Genomic DNA, 17,993 nt, shown 5'->3' with positions numbered 1-17,993 from the left:
GATGAGTCAGGCCACGCTTGGGACGACGGCCTACCGCAATTCGGACCTCTTCTCTGGGTACTATCTCGACGAGCGCGTCGACGATCTCGACGCCTGGAACTGCGATGAAGAAGCCCAAGCCGCCCTCGAGGAACTCCAACGCCTGTGGGAACTGGAAGGCGAGCTCGTCGCCTCTTACAAAGAGGACGAACTGCTCGACTCGTGGATCGACGAAGTACTGGACGTCCTCGGCTTCGGAACTCTCTCGGAGACCACCCTTCCGGACAGTGAAGGGTACAACGACCGCCTCTTGTTCGAATCCGACGAGAAACGCCGCGACGCAAGTATCCGCAAGCGCGACGGCGACCGCGACGCGATGTACTCACTGGCCTCCGCGGTCCTCGAGGCCAAGCAGTGGGACGCCGACTTCACCAAACGGTTCGCGGAGATGCGCTCTTATCGCGACGCCTCTCACCAGATCAAGTACTACCTCGAACACACGCCTGAGCGACTGGAGTGGGGTATCCTCACCGACGGCAAGACCTGGCGCCTCTACGGGACGAAAGACTACGCGACCGAGACCTACTACGAGGTCAACCTGCCCGAACTCCTCGAGTCGGGCGACCTTGAGCAATTCAAGTACTTCTACGCGTTCTTCCGGCCGGCTGCGTTCCGCGAGACGGCGGGCACGACGTTCCTCGAAACGGTCTGGAACGAATCGGAGACGGCCGCCCAGGAGCTCGGCGAGGACCTCCAGGACAACGTCTTCACCGCTCTGCGCATCCTCGGCGAGGGTTTCGTCGAGACGAACGATCTCGATATCGACCCCGACGACGAGGACGCTCGCGAGGAGCTGAAAGAGCAGTCGCTCGTGCTGTTATATCGGCTGATGTTCGTGCTATATGCCGAGTCGCGACACCTCATCAGCCCGGACGAGCCCTCTCGCGAAGCCGAGTTCAATGAGAACTTCAGCCTCGACGAGTTGCGCCAAGAGATCCACGAGGACATCGACGCGGGCGATTCCTTCGACGAGTACAGCGAGTACTCCACGTCGATGTGGGGGCGCCTCCAGGACCTATTCCGGCTCATCGACTCCGGCGAGGAGTCGCTGGGAATCCCGCCGTACAACGGCGGCCTCTTCGACGATGATGAGCACGCGTTCCTCGCGAACAACGAGGTCGCCGATCGGTACATCGCCGAGGTCGTCTACCGCCTTGGGACGACGACGGCCGACGACGGCGATGGGTACGTGCTCGCCGACTACGCCGACCTCGATACCCGGCACTTGGGGACGATCTACGAGGGCCTGCTCGAACACGAGTTCCGGATCGCTCCCGAGCAGTACGCCGCCGTCTCGGAGGACGGCGGGCAAGTGTGGAAGCCCGCGACGGAGGTGAGCGTCGCTGACGCCGTCGAGACGGTCGAGGAGGGCGAGTTGTACGTGGTGAACGACGACGGCGAGCGCAAGGCCACTGGGGCCTACTACACGCCCGACTACGTCGTCGCGTACATCGTCGAGGAGACGATCGACCCGCTGGTCGCAGAGATCAAGGACGATATTCGCGAGGAGGAGGGGTTAGAACCCGGCGACAAGGGGTACATCGCGCCGTTCTTGGAGCAAATCCGCGAATTGACCGTGCTCGACCCGGCGATGGGGTCGGGGCACTTCCTCACAAAGGCGACCGGGTATCTGACCGAACAGGTGATGGAAGTCATCCGCCACCAGGAGATTCAGAGCTACGATGAACAGGACATCCGGCGGATCATCGCCCGCGAGTGCATTTATGGGGTGGATATCAACGGGATGGCCGTCGAGTTGGCGAAGCTCTCGATGTGGCTGGAGACGCTCGCGACCGACCAGCCGCTCGCGTTCCTCGACCACCACCTGAAGGACGGGAACTCGCTGGTGGGGTCGGACATCACCGAGGTCTTGTCCGATGATAGCGCCAAGGAAGGTGGGCAGTTGACGCTCACCCAGGTGTTCGCGAAGGCTCGTCGGGACACGCTCGAGCACGTGATGGAACTCATGTCGGAGCTGTTGGCCATCGACAACGAGACACTCGCGGATATCAAGTCGATGGAAGAAACGTATGACGAGATCCGCTCGGATCCGTTATACGGGCGCCTATTCGAGTTGGCGAATGTCCACACCGCCGAGCAGTTCGGGTTGGACGTGCCTGAGGGTGTGTACGAGGAGATGGCCGGCGCGATCGAGGACGAGAGCGAGTGGGCCGACGTGCAGGGAGAGGATTGGTTTGCGTCAGCTCAGACGATGGCCGACGAGGAGGACTTCTTCCACTGGGAGTTGGAGTACCCCGAGGTGTTCTTCGGGACTGATGGGGAGAAGCGTGCAGATGGTGGGTTTGATGCAGTTGTTGGGAATCCGCCGTATGTGAAGATTCAGAATATTAGAAAAACAAACGCCCAATTTGCTGACTTCGCCTCGTCAAATTATATGTCGGCTACGGGAAGATTTGACCTGTACGCGTTATTCGCAGAGAAAGGGTCACAGTTGAGTGCTCACGGAGGCTTAGGTTACATTCTTCCAAACAAATTCTTCGAGTCGAACGCAGGCGAGGGGCTGCGTAAGTACCTCACGCGGGAAACCGATCTCAATTCGATTGTCGATTTTGGCGAGAATCAAGTGTTCTCTGGGGCTACAACGTACACTTGTCTGTTACTGTTATCGGGTGATAGCTACGCAACCGATGAGTTCGACTACTGTGAGGTACCGTCAGAAGCAGTCGAATCAGCCGACTTATCCGATATATCATCAAGTAAGGTCAGCACAAGCGAACTTGACTCAACCCCCTGGATCTTGACGGGGGCCATTGAAAGACAGACTCTAAATAAAATGGAGGAGCGGGGGCCTACATTAGGCGATGTAACCGATTACCTTGCTGAAGGGATCGTGTCCGGGGACAATGAAGTCCTATTCGTCGATGTCGTCGAATGGAGAGAGGACGAGGTGGTCATTGAATCACCTGCCAATAATGACCGCTATACTCTAGAGCGAGAACTGGTTCAACCGCTCACGGATGGCAATCAGATCTCTCGATACTTATCAATCGATCCCCAAACAGCGGTCATTTATCCATATTCCAATCATGCTGGGAATACTTCCGAGATTCCAGAGTCAACTCTCGAATCAGATTACCCCAGAACATACCAATATCTGAACGAGTTCAGAAAGCGACTAAGCGAAAGGGGGAGCGATTCGATGAACTATCCTACATGGTACTCTCTTTGGTGTCCGCGTGAAAAGGAGGTTTTTGATTCTAATAAGATATTGGTCCCCGATGTTTGCCAACGTTCGGAATTCACCCTTGACGACCAGGGTATCTATATTAGAGACACAGCATATGCTGTAGTTCCAGAAGAAAATGACCGGTCGAACAGGTTGGTTTTGACAGCTATCCTAAACAGTTCCCCAACATGGTTCTACATCTATCATACTAGTCCAGTCCTCCGAGGCGATTTCAGACGATTCAAAACGTCATACCTCGGTCCAATTCCCCTTCCAGATATGGACAATGGGGTCAGCGAGGAGATGCTCCACAAAATGACTCCTCCTGCCGATTGTCCCCGTGAAGCACTCATGCGGCTATCAGATGAAATGATCGAAAATACTAGAAAAATTGGTGATTTGAATCTCTCATTCAAAGATTATCTTGGGAACTACGACGATGGAGATGCAATCGGTGATGTTGGCTTAATTCAGCCACCAAAGAATGCAGCAGATTCGATTCTTCAAGAAACATCGGAAGAGAAGATCAACCTACGAACCGAGGGGGCTATCGTTGACCGGTTGTCGCCAACGACCGTCGAGATCCGCCTCACCGCTCGCTACAAACCTGACGACGAGGACGAACACGACACGGATCAGTGGGGCTACACGAAGACTGACCCCCTCCCGGCACTGCGCATCACGGATCTCACCGAATCGGAGGCCGATCTCATCGAAGCGTTCGTGCCGGTCGCCGTCGACGAAGCGGGCGGCTTCGCCGGCTTCCGCGAGACCGCGACGAAGACGAACTCGCTGGTCGACCGGCTCCATGGGTTGACGCTGCCTGCAGTCGACGACGTTCGCGACGGGCTGGAGAGCTATCTAGAGACGAAAGAACGGGCTGAGGAGTTGGAGGAGCAGATCGAGCGGACCGACGAGTTGATCGACGAAATCGTCTACGAGCTGTACGGGTTGAGTGATGAGGAAATCGAGATCGTGGAGGAGGCTGTCGGGGAGTAGCACCTGAATAAAAACAGGTTAGGGAGTAATACTGCTATCTGCTTCCGTATGTTATTAGTGAAGTAACCGTTTGAATCCATCAATGAGTAGCGGTATCGGCTTGACTGCCACTGAAGACCGAATCGAGAGTATTCTCACGCGGCAATATCGGTACACCGTTCCTGACTACCAGCGAAGGTACGCATGGGGTGAAGAGCAGTGGGCTGCGCTGTGGTCCGACATCCAAGCTATCGAAGAAGGTGATACCCACTTCGTGGGTTCGATCGTACTCATCGAACGCAGCCAAGGTCTCAACGATCTCGACCAACTTGAGGTGGTTGACGGCCAGCAGCGGTTGACGACGATCTCTCTAATTCTGGCGGTGATGCGTCAGAAGTACCTCAACGAGGATTTAGAGAAACAAGCAGACTCAATCAACAACAAGTACCTCTGGCAGGAGGACATCGACACCGCTCGATATCCTAATCTGAGTCTGAGTAAGTTCGACGACGACGATTACAGGGCGATCCTCGATCAACGGTTCGACGAGGTGAGTGACTCGAACCTGAGAGAAGGGTTCCAGTTCTACGCGGAGAAGATGGACGAACTGGACCCGAAGGAGATCAACGAGATACGTAACAAGCTGCTCCGGAGCGTCACCGCGGTCTCGATTACGACCGACGGTGAGCAGTCGGCCTTCAGGCTCTTCGAGACCCTCAACGATCGCGGTCTCGAACTCTCCGCAGTCGACTTGATGAAGAACTACGTGTTCAGCACGGCGGCAACGGACCCTTCCATCGATTACGACCAGATTCGAGACGATTGGGAAGCGATCGTCGAACTGATCGTGCCAAAGCTCTCCAAGCCGAGTCGATTCTTCCGGCACTATATCATGTCGGCTTCGGAGCCTGACCACGACGGTGACGTCTCTGACTACAAGCTCTACGACACCTTCCAAGATATCGTCGACAACAAACTGGACCAAGCGGGGATTTCGCTGGAAGAGTACGTCGCCGATATGTTGCGGAGCGCGTCGATCTACGCAGACTTGATCGATCACTCCGTCAGCAAGTACGATTCCAACGGGAACGCGGCGGTGAATGACAAACTGGACGACCTCGAGATGCTCAGCATCACTCAGGCCCGCACCATCCTCCTGCGGATCATCGATGAACTCGAGTCCGCCAATCGAGTGATGGAGGCCCTCCGCGTTCTCGAAGCGTTCGTCATCCGCTGGAAGACGGCGAACTACCCGACCGGTGGTGAAATCGACCGGATCTACTCGCGGGCCTGCTCCGAGTACTTCGATGATGAGAGCGAGGTCGCCGACGAACTCCGCGATCTATTCACCGATCGGTGGCCGAGCGACGGCGAGTTCCGAACGAGTCTGGAGAACAAACGGATGCGGCTGAACGACCAGACAAAGTACATGCTGATCCGTATCGAAGAGGACTACTACAATGGATCTCAGGTAGAGTTCTCGGAGCCCGAGCGAGAACATATCGCCCCGCGCGCGGCGTTCAGTGCAAAGAAGTACAGCGCGTGGCCAGTTCAGTTGGACATGACCGAGGGTGAATTCATGCAGGTTCGCGACCGGTTGGGCAATCTGACGCTGTTTGAGTCCGACCGAAATGCGTCGGTCGGGGCGGACCCCTTCGAGAACAAGAAAGAAGTGTACTCGACGTCCGAGTACGAGATGACGAAAGCGATCGCGACTGACTACGATGAGTGGTCCGGAGAGAATATCGACAACAGGACGCGAGAATTGGCGCAGGCGTGCGTGAATATCTGGTCGTTGTGATTCTTCCGGTAGAGGCTACGGCAGTTAGTAATTGGGTTTAGGTGTTTGTTTTTACTTCTCGGACCTCAATCGCATCCATCATCGGGTTTCCATCCACAGGCACGAACACGACCTCTTCAACATCGTGTCCAGCGCCCCATGAGAATTTCATCTCCCCGTCCACTCCAGCGAGTACGAGTACGCGGATCTCCTCGCCTGGGCCGGGACGCTCGGTTTCGACGCTCGTGACCTCGTAGGGCTCCCCGTTGATCTCCAGCGCCAACCCGGGCTTGATATCGTCGAACGCGGGCAGTTGATCGCGGAGGTCAGCGGCGGTGACAGACATGGATTGGTGTGGCATTGGGTGTGACTTGAATCGGGCGTTTGGCTAGCTATTCGACCTGAGTGGTGACGACCAGTTGGGGCGGCTCACCCCGCGGCGTCGCATCAACGATCGACCCGCCGTAGCGCTCCAGCGTCCGAAGCACGGCGGGTGGTGCGCGCGCTCCCCGCAGCGTCGCCTCGAGCGTCCATCCTGCACGACACCGGGCGCGAGGACGTCGACACCGAGCACGAGAGCACGCTGTGTCAGAGCACTACTGAGTTCGTGCGCTCGAACACGCTCGCGAGCGGTGCACGTCACTGCCGGACCTCGACGCGCAGTCTGGTTTGCAACCGATGTTGATATCCTCTCGCCATCTTGCTATTTACTGAGGCCCTGGTGTTGCAGTGGACTCGTAGAATCCGATGAGAAGAACGGCTCTACGTAATGCAATGGTGAATGATTTCGACAGAGCCAATTGATTGATTTGTCGAAGTCGGCTCTGTTGAAATCCTTCAGAATTGACATTGGGAAGACCGGCTCTTCCGACCGGATCAGACGGATCCGCTACGAAACTGGCTTTTCAGCAAACCGCAAGACTGCAAGAGGGTTTCAACAGAGCCGAAGCAGCTCAAGTTCTCTCTGGTCTCAAAATCGTCTTAGGCCTCGTCGAGGATCAGTTAGGGTACGATGCTTCGTTGGCGTATCAATTGACAACCCGAACAACGAGCTGGACACGATGGAGTATGTCACTTCTTCCTGTAGTCAGTAGTCTCAGTCAATTAGTTGATGATGCATGTGCGGTAACCGAGGCAGATCCAGAAGAAGCAGTAAATGAGATTGAGAATATGTTGTTGAGTCTCGGAATCTTAATCGCTGACCTTCTTGCAACAGCGTTTGGCGTCACAGGTCGTGTAGCGTCTTTCCTTGTGGGTATGGCGCGAAAATACTTGCTCGGGTTCGTTGCTCGGACGCTAGGTTTGAAGGCTTACGTAGTGTTGCTCAAGGAGCTTCTCACACTGACTCGATCGGGTATCTCAGAGGTTTTAGCTGTGATTAAGCGGATTACCCGTGAAATCGGTGAGGAGTATGAATTCCTGAGCGAAGAAGAAGTGGAGCGAGTTGAAGCACTGGATGAAGAGGAACTCGAGTCTTCCAGCTTCGATTTCGATATCTTCAGTCTTAGTCCAGAGTGTAGCCCATAGATTGACTCCTATCACTTGTAAAACCCGTCAACCAGACATCACAATATGAACGTGAAATGAGTGCTGAAAAACCGAACCACCTATTGATTTTAGGAGTACGCCATCCCGATCGTCGTGTTCCGTCATTAGTTGATGAGAAAGTCGGTGGAGATGTCGACCGAATTTTCCATGAATCACCAGAAGGAGACCCATTGAAGATGAAGTATTCTGCGTGGACCGTAGTGAAGAACCCGTTAGCAGTGATTTTCGGGATGCTTCGGTTGGCCGCATTTATCGTCGGCAATTTAGCTTTCGCTACGAAGATGGTGGCTTCAGGGAAAGCCAATCAGCTCACGTTGAAGAGTGGTGGACGTACCCAATGTCTTCAGGCTGCCAAACAGCTTTCTGATAAACACGGAGTTGAATGGGAGGCGGTAGACGTCTCTCTAATAGAACGGGCCAAGTTGGTCCCTCGGCACTTGACGTTGATAAGCTGGCTTGCAGTCATTTTTCTCCTAATCTCGGTGACACTGGCATTGAGCGGTTCGATTCCCTGGATGATTGCGGCCTTAGGATCGGTTGCCTTCGCGACGACGATAGGAACGAGACTCGGCGATGTTCGTCGACCAATCAGGGACCAACGAATGTTTGAGAATATTGTCTCAGCCTGCGAGAAGCACGATTGTTCAGAGGTTGTTCTGATTACCGGCGAGAACCATGTTCAGGGCGTCGCCTCGAATGCGGCGCATATGAATGTCGACTATGATACGTTCTGGCTATCCTCTACGGCCGACATCGAGAATTAATTGGAACAGGAACGCGCTACTCCGGAGAGTCTATTTACCCCTGAATGGGTGAGGGGCGCGCCGAACTGGCGGGTTCCCGAAACACGGTGAGAACGATGGCAACTAGAGACATCTACGAAACTGGCTTCGACGAAGACGTCCGAACGGAATCGAGTGCGAACCAGTGTCCCGAGTGCGACGGTCGAGTCACCACGAACGCGGTCGAAACGGTCTGCGAGGACTGTGGCCTGGTCATCGACGAACAGCGTATCGATCACGGGCCGGAGTGGCGGGCGTACGACGACGAGAAGCGCGAGCGAACGGGTGCTCCACTCACTGCGGCCCGCCACGATCGCGGCCTGTCGACGGAGATCGGTCGCGGTACCGACGCGAAGGGGAACGAACTCTCGGGGCAGAAGCGACGGCGACTCGCGCGGATGCGCCGTGAGCAGACCCGTGGGCGCTGGCGGTCGAAAGCGGAACGGAATCTCGCCTACGGATTGGGTGAAGTGCGGCGGTTGGCGAGTGCGCTCGAACTCTCAGATTCGGTCCGCGACCAGGCGTGTCAGCTCTTCCGGAGCGCCCAGAACGAGGATCTGCTTCGTGGCAGGTCCATCGAGGCCATCGCCGCGGCCAGCGTCTACGGGGCCTGCCGGTGCAACGGCCTCTCGCGGTTAGTGGACAACGTGAGCGAGATAGCCCGCGTCTCGGAGTCACGAACGCGTATGAACCGCTGATCGAAGAGCTGGGGCTTCCTGCCGAGCCCGTTACCCCCAGCATGTTCGTGCCGCGCCTCACTTCTGACCTCGAGTGTCCGGACGAGATCCGACAGCGTGCTCGAACCCTCGCAGAGCATGCCGAAGACCGCGGCATGACGACGGGCGTCCATCCGGCCGGATCGCCGCGGCCTTCCTCTACAAGGCCGGCCGCGAAGAGGGGCGATGGTTTACGCAATCCGAGGTTGCAGGAGCCGCGAACATCTCAACAACAATTCGGACCCATCGAGATACACTACAACAGCTGGGCGATGAGCATAGATGGACACCAAGAGCACTACCACGACACAGAAACGAGAGACAACTGCACAAAGCAGAGGTTAGATATGCGTCGTAACAGAGTATATTGACGATGGGCGAGGAATCGGAGTCAATCAGCTATTTGTCGGCTACTGATATCTGTGACATCCACGAATTGATCGTGGAATCAAATGCGGACACAGCGGCGGGCATCTCTTCACCAGGTGATATTGAATATACCGTAGAACATATTCAGGAAGGTCATTTCGGTCAGGTGCCCGAGTCGCTTCACGAGAAAGCCTTCCAACTGCTGCGGCTCATTGCGGCGAATCATCCGTTCGTCGATGGGAACAAGCGAACGGCGCTCATGTCGACTCGAATTTTCTACGCCTTGAATGGTCTACGCTTCAACTATGACCGGACTATCAAAGAGATTCTGAAGTCACTCGCCACGGATGAGGCTGGTGTCGATGACGACGACGTGATCGAATATCTACGAGAGCATACAGAGCCGCTCGCTCCGGAGTACGAGGCGACCATCAACCTCTGGCTGTCACGTATTGACGGCACAGACCAACTGCCAACGGAGCACGACACAGTTGATGATGAGTCACACGAACCGAACGATTATGGCCACGACCCCCATAGTGAGGAATGAGAATGGCCGCTGAAAGTGAGCAGCCCGAGATCCCCGACGAGATGTCCCCCAAGGAGGCACGGCAGTACCTCATCCGGTTCCTTGGCCGCCAGGATCTCGACGAGCACCAGGAGATCTACGACGAACTCGCCACCGAATAAGACGGAAGACGGCAGTCTCCCAACGTTCGCTCGTTCTTCCGTACTACCGTTTGGTCCCTCCCAGAACCCACCTCAACAAATATCTCAGAGTACAGTGGGTACAGCCCCCGGAGGCCCAAGTCCAAACGCGAGAGAAACTTCGGGTATTGACCTCGAGGCGGTTTACAGGCCGGTCGCGAGGAGGGGGGATGGTTGACGCAATCCGAACCCGCGGACGTGGCCAACACCTCGAAGGCGACCGTTCGGGCACACCGAGATACGTTGGAGGAACAGGTCGCCGGCCGACGCTCATCTACAAGCGCTGCCGTCAGATAGTTTTCTCAGGAAACTATCTGTTCCTCGGCTGCGTAGCATCCAGTATGACCGAGACGTGGGACGACGTCAACGAGCAAGTCAAAACAGACTGGAAAGACGACACTACACCGTTCGAGCGGGTATACGAAATCGTCGAACAGACCCATGAGGGGCTGTCGGCCGCCGAGATCGCCGACCGCGCCCTCGTGAGCGAGCCGACGGCGCGTCGCCACTGCAAGGCGGTCGTGAACACCGGGTTCGCTGAGACGGAACAGGACGGCCAAACGACGCTGTACAAGCGCAACAGCGACCGGGTGTTGATGTCCCGGATCCGCGAGCTGCGTGAGGAAGTCGATCGGCCGGAGTTGCTCGACAGTATTCAAGACATGAAGGCCGAGATTCGGCGCTATGAGGACCGTTACGACGTCGTATCTCCCGAAGAACTCGCCCATCAACTCGACGCCGACGAGACGGAGGGCTGGGACGACCTCAGCGCATGGCGCACGACGCGGCAGAATCTCGCCGTCGCGCAAGCGGCACTCGCCTACGACGAGGCCAGCCACCAGCTCACCGTATGAACGGTGACGACCGTGCCGGCGAGTTAGGGGCGGATCTATCTTCCAGCGCTCCAGCGGATTCGTGAGCTGTGGCTCGAACTCGAGCCGCTCGTCGACGCCACGGCATACGACGACGTCGTCGCTCCCACGGAATTACAGATCAGTCTCAGCGATGGAGTCGACGACGCCGACAGCGCCTGGCTCGATATCCAGTGGATCGAACTCGGGATGTATTCGTTCCACTACGTCGATAGCGACGACGTCAATTGGCGCTTCGACCGCCACCCGAACACCCATACACCCGAGGTTCATTTCCATCCCCCGCCTGAGGCCGTGACGACGGACGCCGAACCGTCCTGTATCGGTGTGACCGAGGTCTCACTCGTGACGCGTGCAGTTCATGCGATGGGGCGGGCTGTGTACGATAACGACGATATTGAGCAGCTAAATAGCACCTCAAACACGCCGTGAGACGGGATTAGCGGTTCGCGCTGTCAGCCACGTCGATCAACTGATCGCGAGCGGCTTCGACATCTGGGTAGAGCGCCAACGCGTGCTTGATGAGGCGACGGTCTTCCAGATTCTCCTCCCAGCGCGTAATCACGTCACGGCGTTCGTTTAGTTCGTCACTCGCGAGGTCACCGTCAGCGAGCGACTGTTCGAGTTCTTCCCACATCTCGACGTCGTAGGTCGCCTGCTACTCCTCGATCTTCTCAGTGATCGCGGCCAATTCGCTCCGTAGCTCCTCGCGGGTGTTTTCCTCGATGAGCATGCGGATCTCCTCGAAGAGCAGGCGCGTGTAGTCCGGCAGATAGCGCGTTGTCTCGCCAGCCTCGACGCGGCGCAGCTGCCAATGGTCGACGAGATCCTGGAGCTCCTCGTTGGTCGTGCTCCAGGCGGCGTCGGCCTGCTCGCTGATCCAGTTGACCGACCGCGGTTCGCGAAGCATCTCGACGATCGCCCGAATACGGTCGCGGGCGCTCATCGACTCAGTCCACGACTGGATCCCATCTCGCGAGGATTCGGACATGTGTGGCACCTCTTACGACAGTGTTGGCGCTGAACTCGCATATGTTTGTACTCTCTCGCATAATCTAGAGTGAGTTGCGAGCGAAGGCGTCCGGACTTGAAATGCAATACCGACAGAACCTACGAACTGACCGATGCACAACCGATATGCTGACTTTGCAGAACTGCGGCCGACCGGCGAGGCGTCCCACATTCCGGACACGATGCTGGACGACGACTGTGAGGGTGACCCTCGTCGGCAACGCGTCGCGACGAGCGCTGGTGGCTACCTCGATGCGCCAACAGCCACCGACGGCGAGTGCCGGTCCTGTGGGGCGTCAGTCACAGACGGCCCGACGAAATGCCAGTTCTGTTTCACCAATCGTCTCGGTAGTGACGCCATTAGCATGAACGAGTCAGCATCGAGGAGCAGAGGAGGTATCATATTTCTTATCGATCCTGCTGAATACGGGGCACGGATCCGACGCAGAATTGTCGCTCAGGGGCACCGCACCCACACATCTACTTTACGTTAGGTGCATTCGGGTTTGCATATGTATGAGTGGAACAGGTGATAGGGTCCATGTCCTCCATGTCGATGATGAGCCTAGCCTCAGCGACATGGTTGCGACCTTCCTAGAACGGGAGAATGACCGAATCACGGTTCGAACAGCGACCTCCGCCGACGAGGGTCAACAAATCCTTTCCACCGATAGTATCGACTGTATCGTCTCTGACTACGATATGCCCGGTCAGAACGGCATCGAGTTCCTCGAGACCGTCCGAGAGGAGTATCCAGACCTCCCATTTATTCTCTATACGGGCAAGGGATCAGAGGAAGTCGCCAGTGATGCCATTTCTGCGGGGGTAACTGATTATCTCCAGAAGGAGAGCGGCACGGATCAGTACACGATATTGGCGAACCGCATCACAAATGCCGTTGCCCAAATCCGTGCCGTAGAGGAAGTCTCGCGAACGCGAGCGTACTTCGGGACAATCCTCGAACGCGCATCCGATTACGTAATAGTAGTTGACGAACACGCGCAGGTGGACTATATCTCGCCAGCTGTCGAGCGAGTATTGGGCTACCAGCCCAAGGAGTTAGAGGGCACCGATGCGTTCGAACACGTCCATCCAGCGGATCTGTCGACAGCCTCGGATGCGTTTGCCGACTTGCTAGAACACCCAGATCAGGACCATACAGTCGAGTATCGCGTGCGCCACGCTGACGGATCGTGGCGGTGGGTCGAGGTACGAGGCCGGAATCGCCTCGAAGACACGGTCATCGGGGGGATCATCGTAAGCGTTCGTGACATCACTCAGCGAAAAGCTCGCCAACAGGAACTTCGCGAGAAAGAGCGCCGGTATCAGGCGGTTTTCAATGATCCGAATATTCTCGTAGGGATGCTCGATACCGATGGAACTGTCCTCGACATCAACGAGACCGCTATGAGGTACATCGAAGCAGACGTAGAAGAGATCACGGGCAAGCCGTTCTGGAAAACACCGTGGTTTTCCGGTGACGAATCGGTCCAACAGGAAATCCGAGAATGGATCGACAAGGCGGCTGCTGGCGAGTACGTCGAGTTTGAAATTGATCTCTCCACATCGGTTGACGAGCCACTCGTCGTCAGCGGTGTGTTCCGGCCTGTGAGAAACGACGACGGCGAGGTCGTCTCTCTGCTTATCTCCGACCGTGACATCACCGAGCAGAAAGATCACGAGCAGAAACGCCAACAGATCATCGACCGCACGAACGATGCCGTCATCGAAGTCGATGCAGAGTGGCGGATCACCCTGGTGAACGGACGAACAGAGGACCTTGCAGGGCTGGACGAATCAAACCTTCTCGACCGGCACTTCTGGGACGTGTTCGCAGATGCACGAGGCACACAGTTCGAGGACGAATACCGGCGGGCGAAGGAGACACACGAGCCGGTCTCGTTCACGAAGTACTACACCGGTCTCGAGGAGTGGTTCGATGTCAACGTATACCCCAATCGTGATGGCGGAGTCTCGATTTACTTCCGCCAGGTTACTGAGTACAAGGAGCGCGAGAAACGGCTAGAGCAGTACGAGAAAATTGTTGAAACCATTGACGATGTCGCGTTCGTCGTCAATGATGAGTGGATTGTCGAGTTCGTAAACGAGTCGGTTATAGAGTACATCGATGCCCCGCTCGATACCCTCGAAGGGCAGGCGGTGATGCGCCTCGCTGAGGAGTACATTGTCGAAGCGGATGATCCTTGCCGATTCGAACAGGCACTCGAACGCACGTTCGAACGCGAGGGGCCCGCTGGCTCCCCCGAACGGTTGGAATTGACGCTCAATTTTGATGGCGAACAGGTGACGTTCGAATATCAATTCTCGCCACTCGTTGCAGATGGAGAAACGGGCGCCGCGGTCATTATGATGCGGGATATTACCGATCGCAAACGGCAGGAGGAGCGGTTTCAGGCGTTTATCGAACACTCGACGGACATCATCTCCGTTCTCGATCCGGACGGAACCTACCAGTACCAAAGTCCATCGGGCGAGCGCATCACCGGATACGAGGCCGAGGAGTTGCTTGGTGAGATCGCGTTCGAATACGTCCATCCAGATGACCGCAACGATGTGATGAAATCGTTCAGTGAATCGATCGCCGATCCTGAGATTTCACGGACTGTCGAATACCGATTCAAGCACAAGGATGGGTCGTGGCGCTGGTTCGAATCCGCCGGCAACAATCAGTTGGCCAACCCTGCCATCGAGGGATTCGTCGTCAACAGCCGCGACATCACCGAGCGAAAGCAGCAAATGCAAGAAATCGAGGCGCTCAAAGAACGTCTCGAATTTGCAGTCGAAGGAGCGAACCTCGGCGTGTGGGATTGGGACATGACGACCGACGAAGTAGAGTTCAACGAACAGTGGGCCGAGATGCTCGGCTACTCCCTCGACGAACTCGACCAACACCTCCGAACGTGGGAGACACGCGTTCATCCAGATGATATCGACGATGTCGAAGCTGCACTTGACGCGCATATCGACCAGCAAACGGATTTCTACGACACCGAACACCGAATGCAAACTGCTGAAGGTGAGTGGAAGTGGATACGGGATCTCGGCAAGATTGTCGAGCGAGATGATGGCGGGGACCCGATCCGTGCTGTCGGGATCCACCTCGATGTTAATGAGGCCAAGCAGTACCAACGGGAACTTGAGCAGAAAACTGAGGAGCTAAAAGAGCTGACAACCCGGCTTGAAGAGCAGTATCAGACGCTATTTGAGGAAGCTCCCGTGATGGCGGTCGTCACCCGAACGGAGAACGGTCGACCAGTTATCGCGGACTGCAACAACCAGTTTGCAGACACGCTCGGATACGAACCGGCGGCAGTCATTGGAACGGAACTCCCGGAGTTCTACACGCCAGACTCTCGGGAAGCGCTGATTGACGGTGAGGGATACGAACGGTCCTTGAAGGGTGAATTCACCAGAGAGCCCTGTGAGTTGGTGACTGCTGAGGGGGAAGTCGTGGAGACAGTGTTGCGGTCAGTCCCGCGAAAAGACGAATCCGGTGATGTCGTTGGTACGATGGCGATGTACATGGACATCACGGAGCGGGAAGAGGTAAAGCGGGCTAACGAGCGTCTGGAGGAGTTCACTAGTATCGTATCCCACGATCTCCGGAATCCGTTGAACGTCGCTTCGGGGCATCTGGAACTAGCGCGTGAGGACTGTGAGAGCCCACATCTAGAGACTATTGAGCGAGCGCACGGCCGGATGGAAACTCTCATCGTGGATCTCCTCACGCTGGCCCGTGAAGGAGAGGACGTTACTGAAAGGGAACCAGTGAATATCGCAGCCGTAGTTGCAGAGTGTTGGGAAAATGTTGAAACGGCCGAGGCCTCGCTTACCCTCGAAAGTGAACGGACGATAGTGGCTGATGAGCCTCGACTCAAACAACTATTTGAGAATCTCATTCGAAACGCGGTCGAACACGGTGGCAGTGCTGTGGCCGTAACAGTCGGCGAACTGACGGACGGCTTCTACATCGAGGATACTGGACCAGGAATTTCAGAAGATGACGTTGAGACCGTGTTTGAGGTGGGGTATTCAACAAATGTTGAGGGTTCCGGGTTCGGACTGAGTATTGTGCAACAGGTCGTTAAGGCTCATAATTGGAGCATTGGCGTTACTAGAAGCTCGGACGGGGGTACGCGCTTTGAGATTACGGGCGTTGAGTTCACTGCCGAATGATTGCCCTGTTATCGGAGACGACCTTAGGCTCAGAGAGATGAGGTCTATCGGGTTGTGCCACTATCGACGGCGTCGAGATCGGGCTCGTCGAACTCGAGGGCTTCCGCGACAGCTTCGGGAAGCTCCGGACGGGGCGCCGATTCGTGGCGCTCGATTTTCTCGGTCTTCCGCGTGTTTTCGTAGAAGGCCCGTGCAACCGGGAGGCCACGGAGATACTTGTAGTCGTGGAGGACCTCGACGCCTCGCTCTGTGAATCCGTAGAACTGGGAGGGGAGATCACGTGTTCCCTCGCTTGGTTCGTACGTGTAGCGTGCAAGGAGCCCTGCATCGATCAGCGTCTCCAGCTGGTCTTTGATGGCCGCCTGGCTCTTCCCAGTCATATACTCGAGTTCGGCGAGCGACATCAGATGGGTGGGGTGGCCCAGCAGCTCCTGGATGATGAGATGGCGCGTGTCCTGGGACAGCAGCTTGAACAGCCGCTGCTGTTCCGCGAACGGCCCTGCATCGGCCGCGCCAGTGTCGGTTTCGCTCATACGTGATGGTACGAGGTATGGCGCTATAACAGTTAGGTTCATCCAAGTTGGTGAAATTAGAAAAAACCAAAGTGGTACAGAAGCGATAAGGTGGTGTAGTTTGAATCAGCAGCAAATGACCGACCCAAGCCCTCCGCCGGACGCTGGGGAGATTATGACCGTTATTCACGAGGCCGTCGGGGGCATCGAACTTGAACCAGCTGAGAAACGGGAGATCTGGCGATTTACACAGCGCGAATTGCCGTATCTCTGGAGTCAGCGGACGTCGTATTTCATCCTGGGGAGCTATCGCGACCCCTATATCCGCCGGCTTCGCGCCGTCCAAAACGAACTCACGAAGCAGCTCGGTGCCTATCCGTTCATCATGGGAGATCTCCTCGAACTCCCGACTGACCGGCTCAATACGTTTGATATCATGTTTTCGTTGCTCGCGACATACAGCGACTACATTGTCGGCGTCTTCGAGAAGGAGAGTGGTGGGGAAGCTCCTGAATTGGGCGAGATCGATGACCCGCCGTATTTCGACAAGTCGTACGTGTTCCCGCGTGATTACGCGTGGGTGACTGACGAGAACCTTGATTCGAAACAGCACGTCATTCAGGCCGCTCTCGAGATGGCGTTCGCAGACGAGTTGCCGGCGGATGAAGTCCAATCAAAAGTCGAGTCGCTCGTTGATCGCGCCAAAGAGAGCGGACTCGACATCGGCGAACAGGAGGTTTGGGATGTGATCGACGACCGGGCAGATGAGGGCGAAGATCCGGCAACGTACAGTTGGGTCCATCTCAACAAGTTCCGTAAATTCGAACTCCACGATCGGTGCTTCAAGTGGACGACAGAGGACGAACTCCGAACTGTCGTTGACGAACTCCCGTCCCCGACACCACGTCCAGAGTGGGAAGAGAGCGGGGAACGGTGAACTATTCGTTCGGCTACACAGTCATCAGAATGAGTCGGCTCGGTAATTTACTCTCGGGTAATCGGAACAGCATCGAAATGTGTCTTTCGAGAACTAAAACGCCGAACCAACCATTTCTCAAACTGTTTCAGTCACACCGACGCAAACAGCGTATAAATAGGCTCAATCGTTCGCCTTTGGATGAAACCAGCTTATCTCAACACTGCGACTCTATCTAATCCTAGGAGTTAAACAACAAATGTCTATTATTCTGGGCGGTTAGATAGTTAACTAGCAATGGCCTTACATTCCGATCCGAGCCGGCACCGGGGCTGTGGGCGGACTCGAATCAGCACCGAGAGGAAGTATTGCTGTCGC

The 17,993-nt window shown here is 56.1% G+C and carries 11 protein-coding genes and 5 pseudogenes; 13 read left to right on the top strand and 3 right to left on the bottom strand.

Annotated features, from left to right (window positions below):
• Window position 1 precedes the first annotated feature (1 nt).
• Together K6T50_RS16155 and K6T50_RS16150 are read left to right on the top strand one after the other, a co-directional pair.
• Window positions 2–4,225 (top strand): Eco57I restriction-modification methylase domain-containing protein, encoded by a 4,224-nt coding sequence (locus K6T50_RS16155; RefSeq protein WP_222608991.1) that lies wholly within the window; start codon window positions 2–4, stop codon window positions 4,223–4,225.
• An 82-nt stretch (window positions 4,226–4,307) separates the two neighbouring features.
• A complete protein-coding gene (locus K6T50_RS16150) occupies window positions 4,308–6,005 on the top strand; it encodes a DUF262 domain-containing protein (RefSeq protein WP_222608990.1) in 1,698 nt (565 codons plus the stop codon).
• Between the two features lie 37 nt (window positions 6,006–6,042).
• Here K6T50_RS16150 and K6T50_RS16145 read toward each other — a convergent pair whose 3' ends face one another.
• On the bottom strand, window positions 6,043–6,330 hold the full coding sequence (locus K6T50_RS16145) for a hypothetical protein (protein ID WP_222608989.1): 288 nt from the start codon (window positions 6,328–6,330) through the stop codon (window positions 6,043–6,045).
• A 722-nt stretch (window positions 6,331–7,052) separates the two neighbouring features.
• Here K6T50_RS16145 and K6T50_RS16140 point away from each other — a divergent pair.
• The 7 genes and pseudogenes from K6T50_RS16140 to K6T50_RS19000 all read left to right on the top strand — a co-directional run bounded on the left by K6T50_RS16140 (window position 7,053) and on the right by K6T50_RS19000 (window position 11,411).
• Entirely contained in the window at window positions 7,053–7,511 is a 459-nt protein-coding gene (locus tag K6T50_RS16140) for a hypothetical protein (protein WP_222608988.1), read from the top strand.
• A gap of 56 nt (window positions 7,512–7,567) precedes the next feature.
• Window positions 7,568–8,296, top strand: a complete 729-nt coding sequence (locus K6T50_RS16135; RefSeq protein WP_222608987.1) for a hypothetical protein — start codon at window positions 7,568–7,570, stop codon at window positions 8,294–8,296.
• A 95-nt stretch (window positions 8,297–8,391) separates the two neighbouring features.
• Window positions 8,392–9,388, top strand: a pseudogene (locus K6T50_RS16130) (transcription initiation factor IIB).
• A 15-nt stretch (window positions 9,389–9,403) separates the two neighbouring features.
• Window positions 9,404–9,949, top strand: a complete 546-nt coding sequence (locus K6T50_RS16125; protein WP_222608986.1) for a type II toxin-antitoxin system death-on-curing family toxin — start codon at window positions 9,404–9,406, stop codon at window positions 9,947–9,949.
• Window positions 9,950–9,951: 2 nt separating this feature from the next.
• Window positions 9,952–10,089: a hypothetical protein gene (locus K6T50_RS16120; protein WP_222608985.1), complete on the top strand. Its 138-nt coding sequence runs from the start codon at window positions 9,952–9,954 to the stop codon at window positions 10,087–10,089.
• A gap of 359 nt (window positions 10,090–10,448) precedes the next feature.
• Window positions 10,449–10,961 (top strand): winged helix-turn-helix domain-containing protein, encoded by a 513-nt coding sequence (locus K6T50_RS16115; RefSeq protein WP_222609161.1) that lies wholly within the window; start codon window positions 10,449–10,451, stop codon window positions 10,959–10,961.
• Window positions 10,958–11,411, top strand: a pseudogene (locus K6T50_RS19000) (toxin-antitoxin system TumE family protein). The gene K6T50_RS16115 and the pseudogene K6T50_RS19000 overlap by 4 nt, the downstream one beginning before the upstream one ends.
• A gap of 7 nt (window positions 11,412–11,418) precedes the next feature.
• On the opposite strand, the pseudogene K6T50_RS16105 reads toward K6T50_RS19000, so the two are convergent.
• A pseudogene (locus K6T50_RS16105) lies at window positions 11,419–11,970 on the bottom strand (DUF7342 family protein).
• 133 nt (window positions 11,971–12,103) lie between these two features.
• Here K6T50_RS16105 and K6T50_RS18995 point away from each other — a divergent pair.
• Together K6T50_RS18995 and K6T50_RS16100 are read left to right on the top strand one after the other, a co-directional pair.
• Window positions 12,104–12,403 (top strand): annotated as a pseudogene (locus K6T50_RS18995) (biosurfactant protein 1); the annotation flags it as partial.
• Window positions 12,404–12,506: 103 nt separating this feature from the next.
• A complete protein-coding gene (locus K6T50_RS16100) occupies window positions 12,507–16,187 on the top strand; it encodes a hybrid sensor histidine kinase/response regulator (RefSeq protein ID WP_222608983.1) in 3,681 nt (1,226 codons plus the stop codon).
• Between the two features lie 44 nt (window positions 16,188–16,231).
• On the opposite strand, the gene K6T50_RS16095 is transcribed toward K6T50_RS16100, so the two are convergent.
• Entirely contained in the window at window positions 16,232–16,720 is a 489-nt protein-coding gene (locus tag K6T50_RS16095) for a helix-turn-helix domain-containing protein (protein ID WP_222608982.1), read from the bottom strand.
• 115 nt (window positions 16,721–16,835) lie between these two features.
• On the opposite strand from K6T50_RS16095, the gene K6T50_RS16090 reads away from it, so the two are divergent.
• Window positions 16,836–17,636, top strand: coding sequence for a DUF8170 family protein (locus K6T50_RS16090; protein WP_222608981.1), 801 nt, complete (start codon window positions 16,836–16,838; stop codon window positions 17,634–17,636).
• A 56-nt stretch (window positions 17,637–17,692) separates the two neighbouring features.
• Window positions 17,693–17,792, top strand: a pseudogene (locus K6T50_RS19320) (IS6 family transposase); the annotation flags it as partial.
• Window positions 17,793–17,993 lie beyond the last annotated feature (201 nt).

The organism is Halobaculum magnesiiphilum, from assembly GCF_019823105.1.
Classification (GTDB): domain Archaea; phylum Halobacteriota; class Halobacteria; order Halobacteriales; family Haloferacaceae; genus Halobaculum; species Halobaculum magnesiiphilum.
The sequence above is the reverse complement of the archived record's forward strand: the minus strand, read 5'-3'. Positions and strand labels throughout refer to the sequence as shown.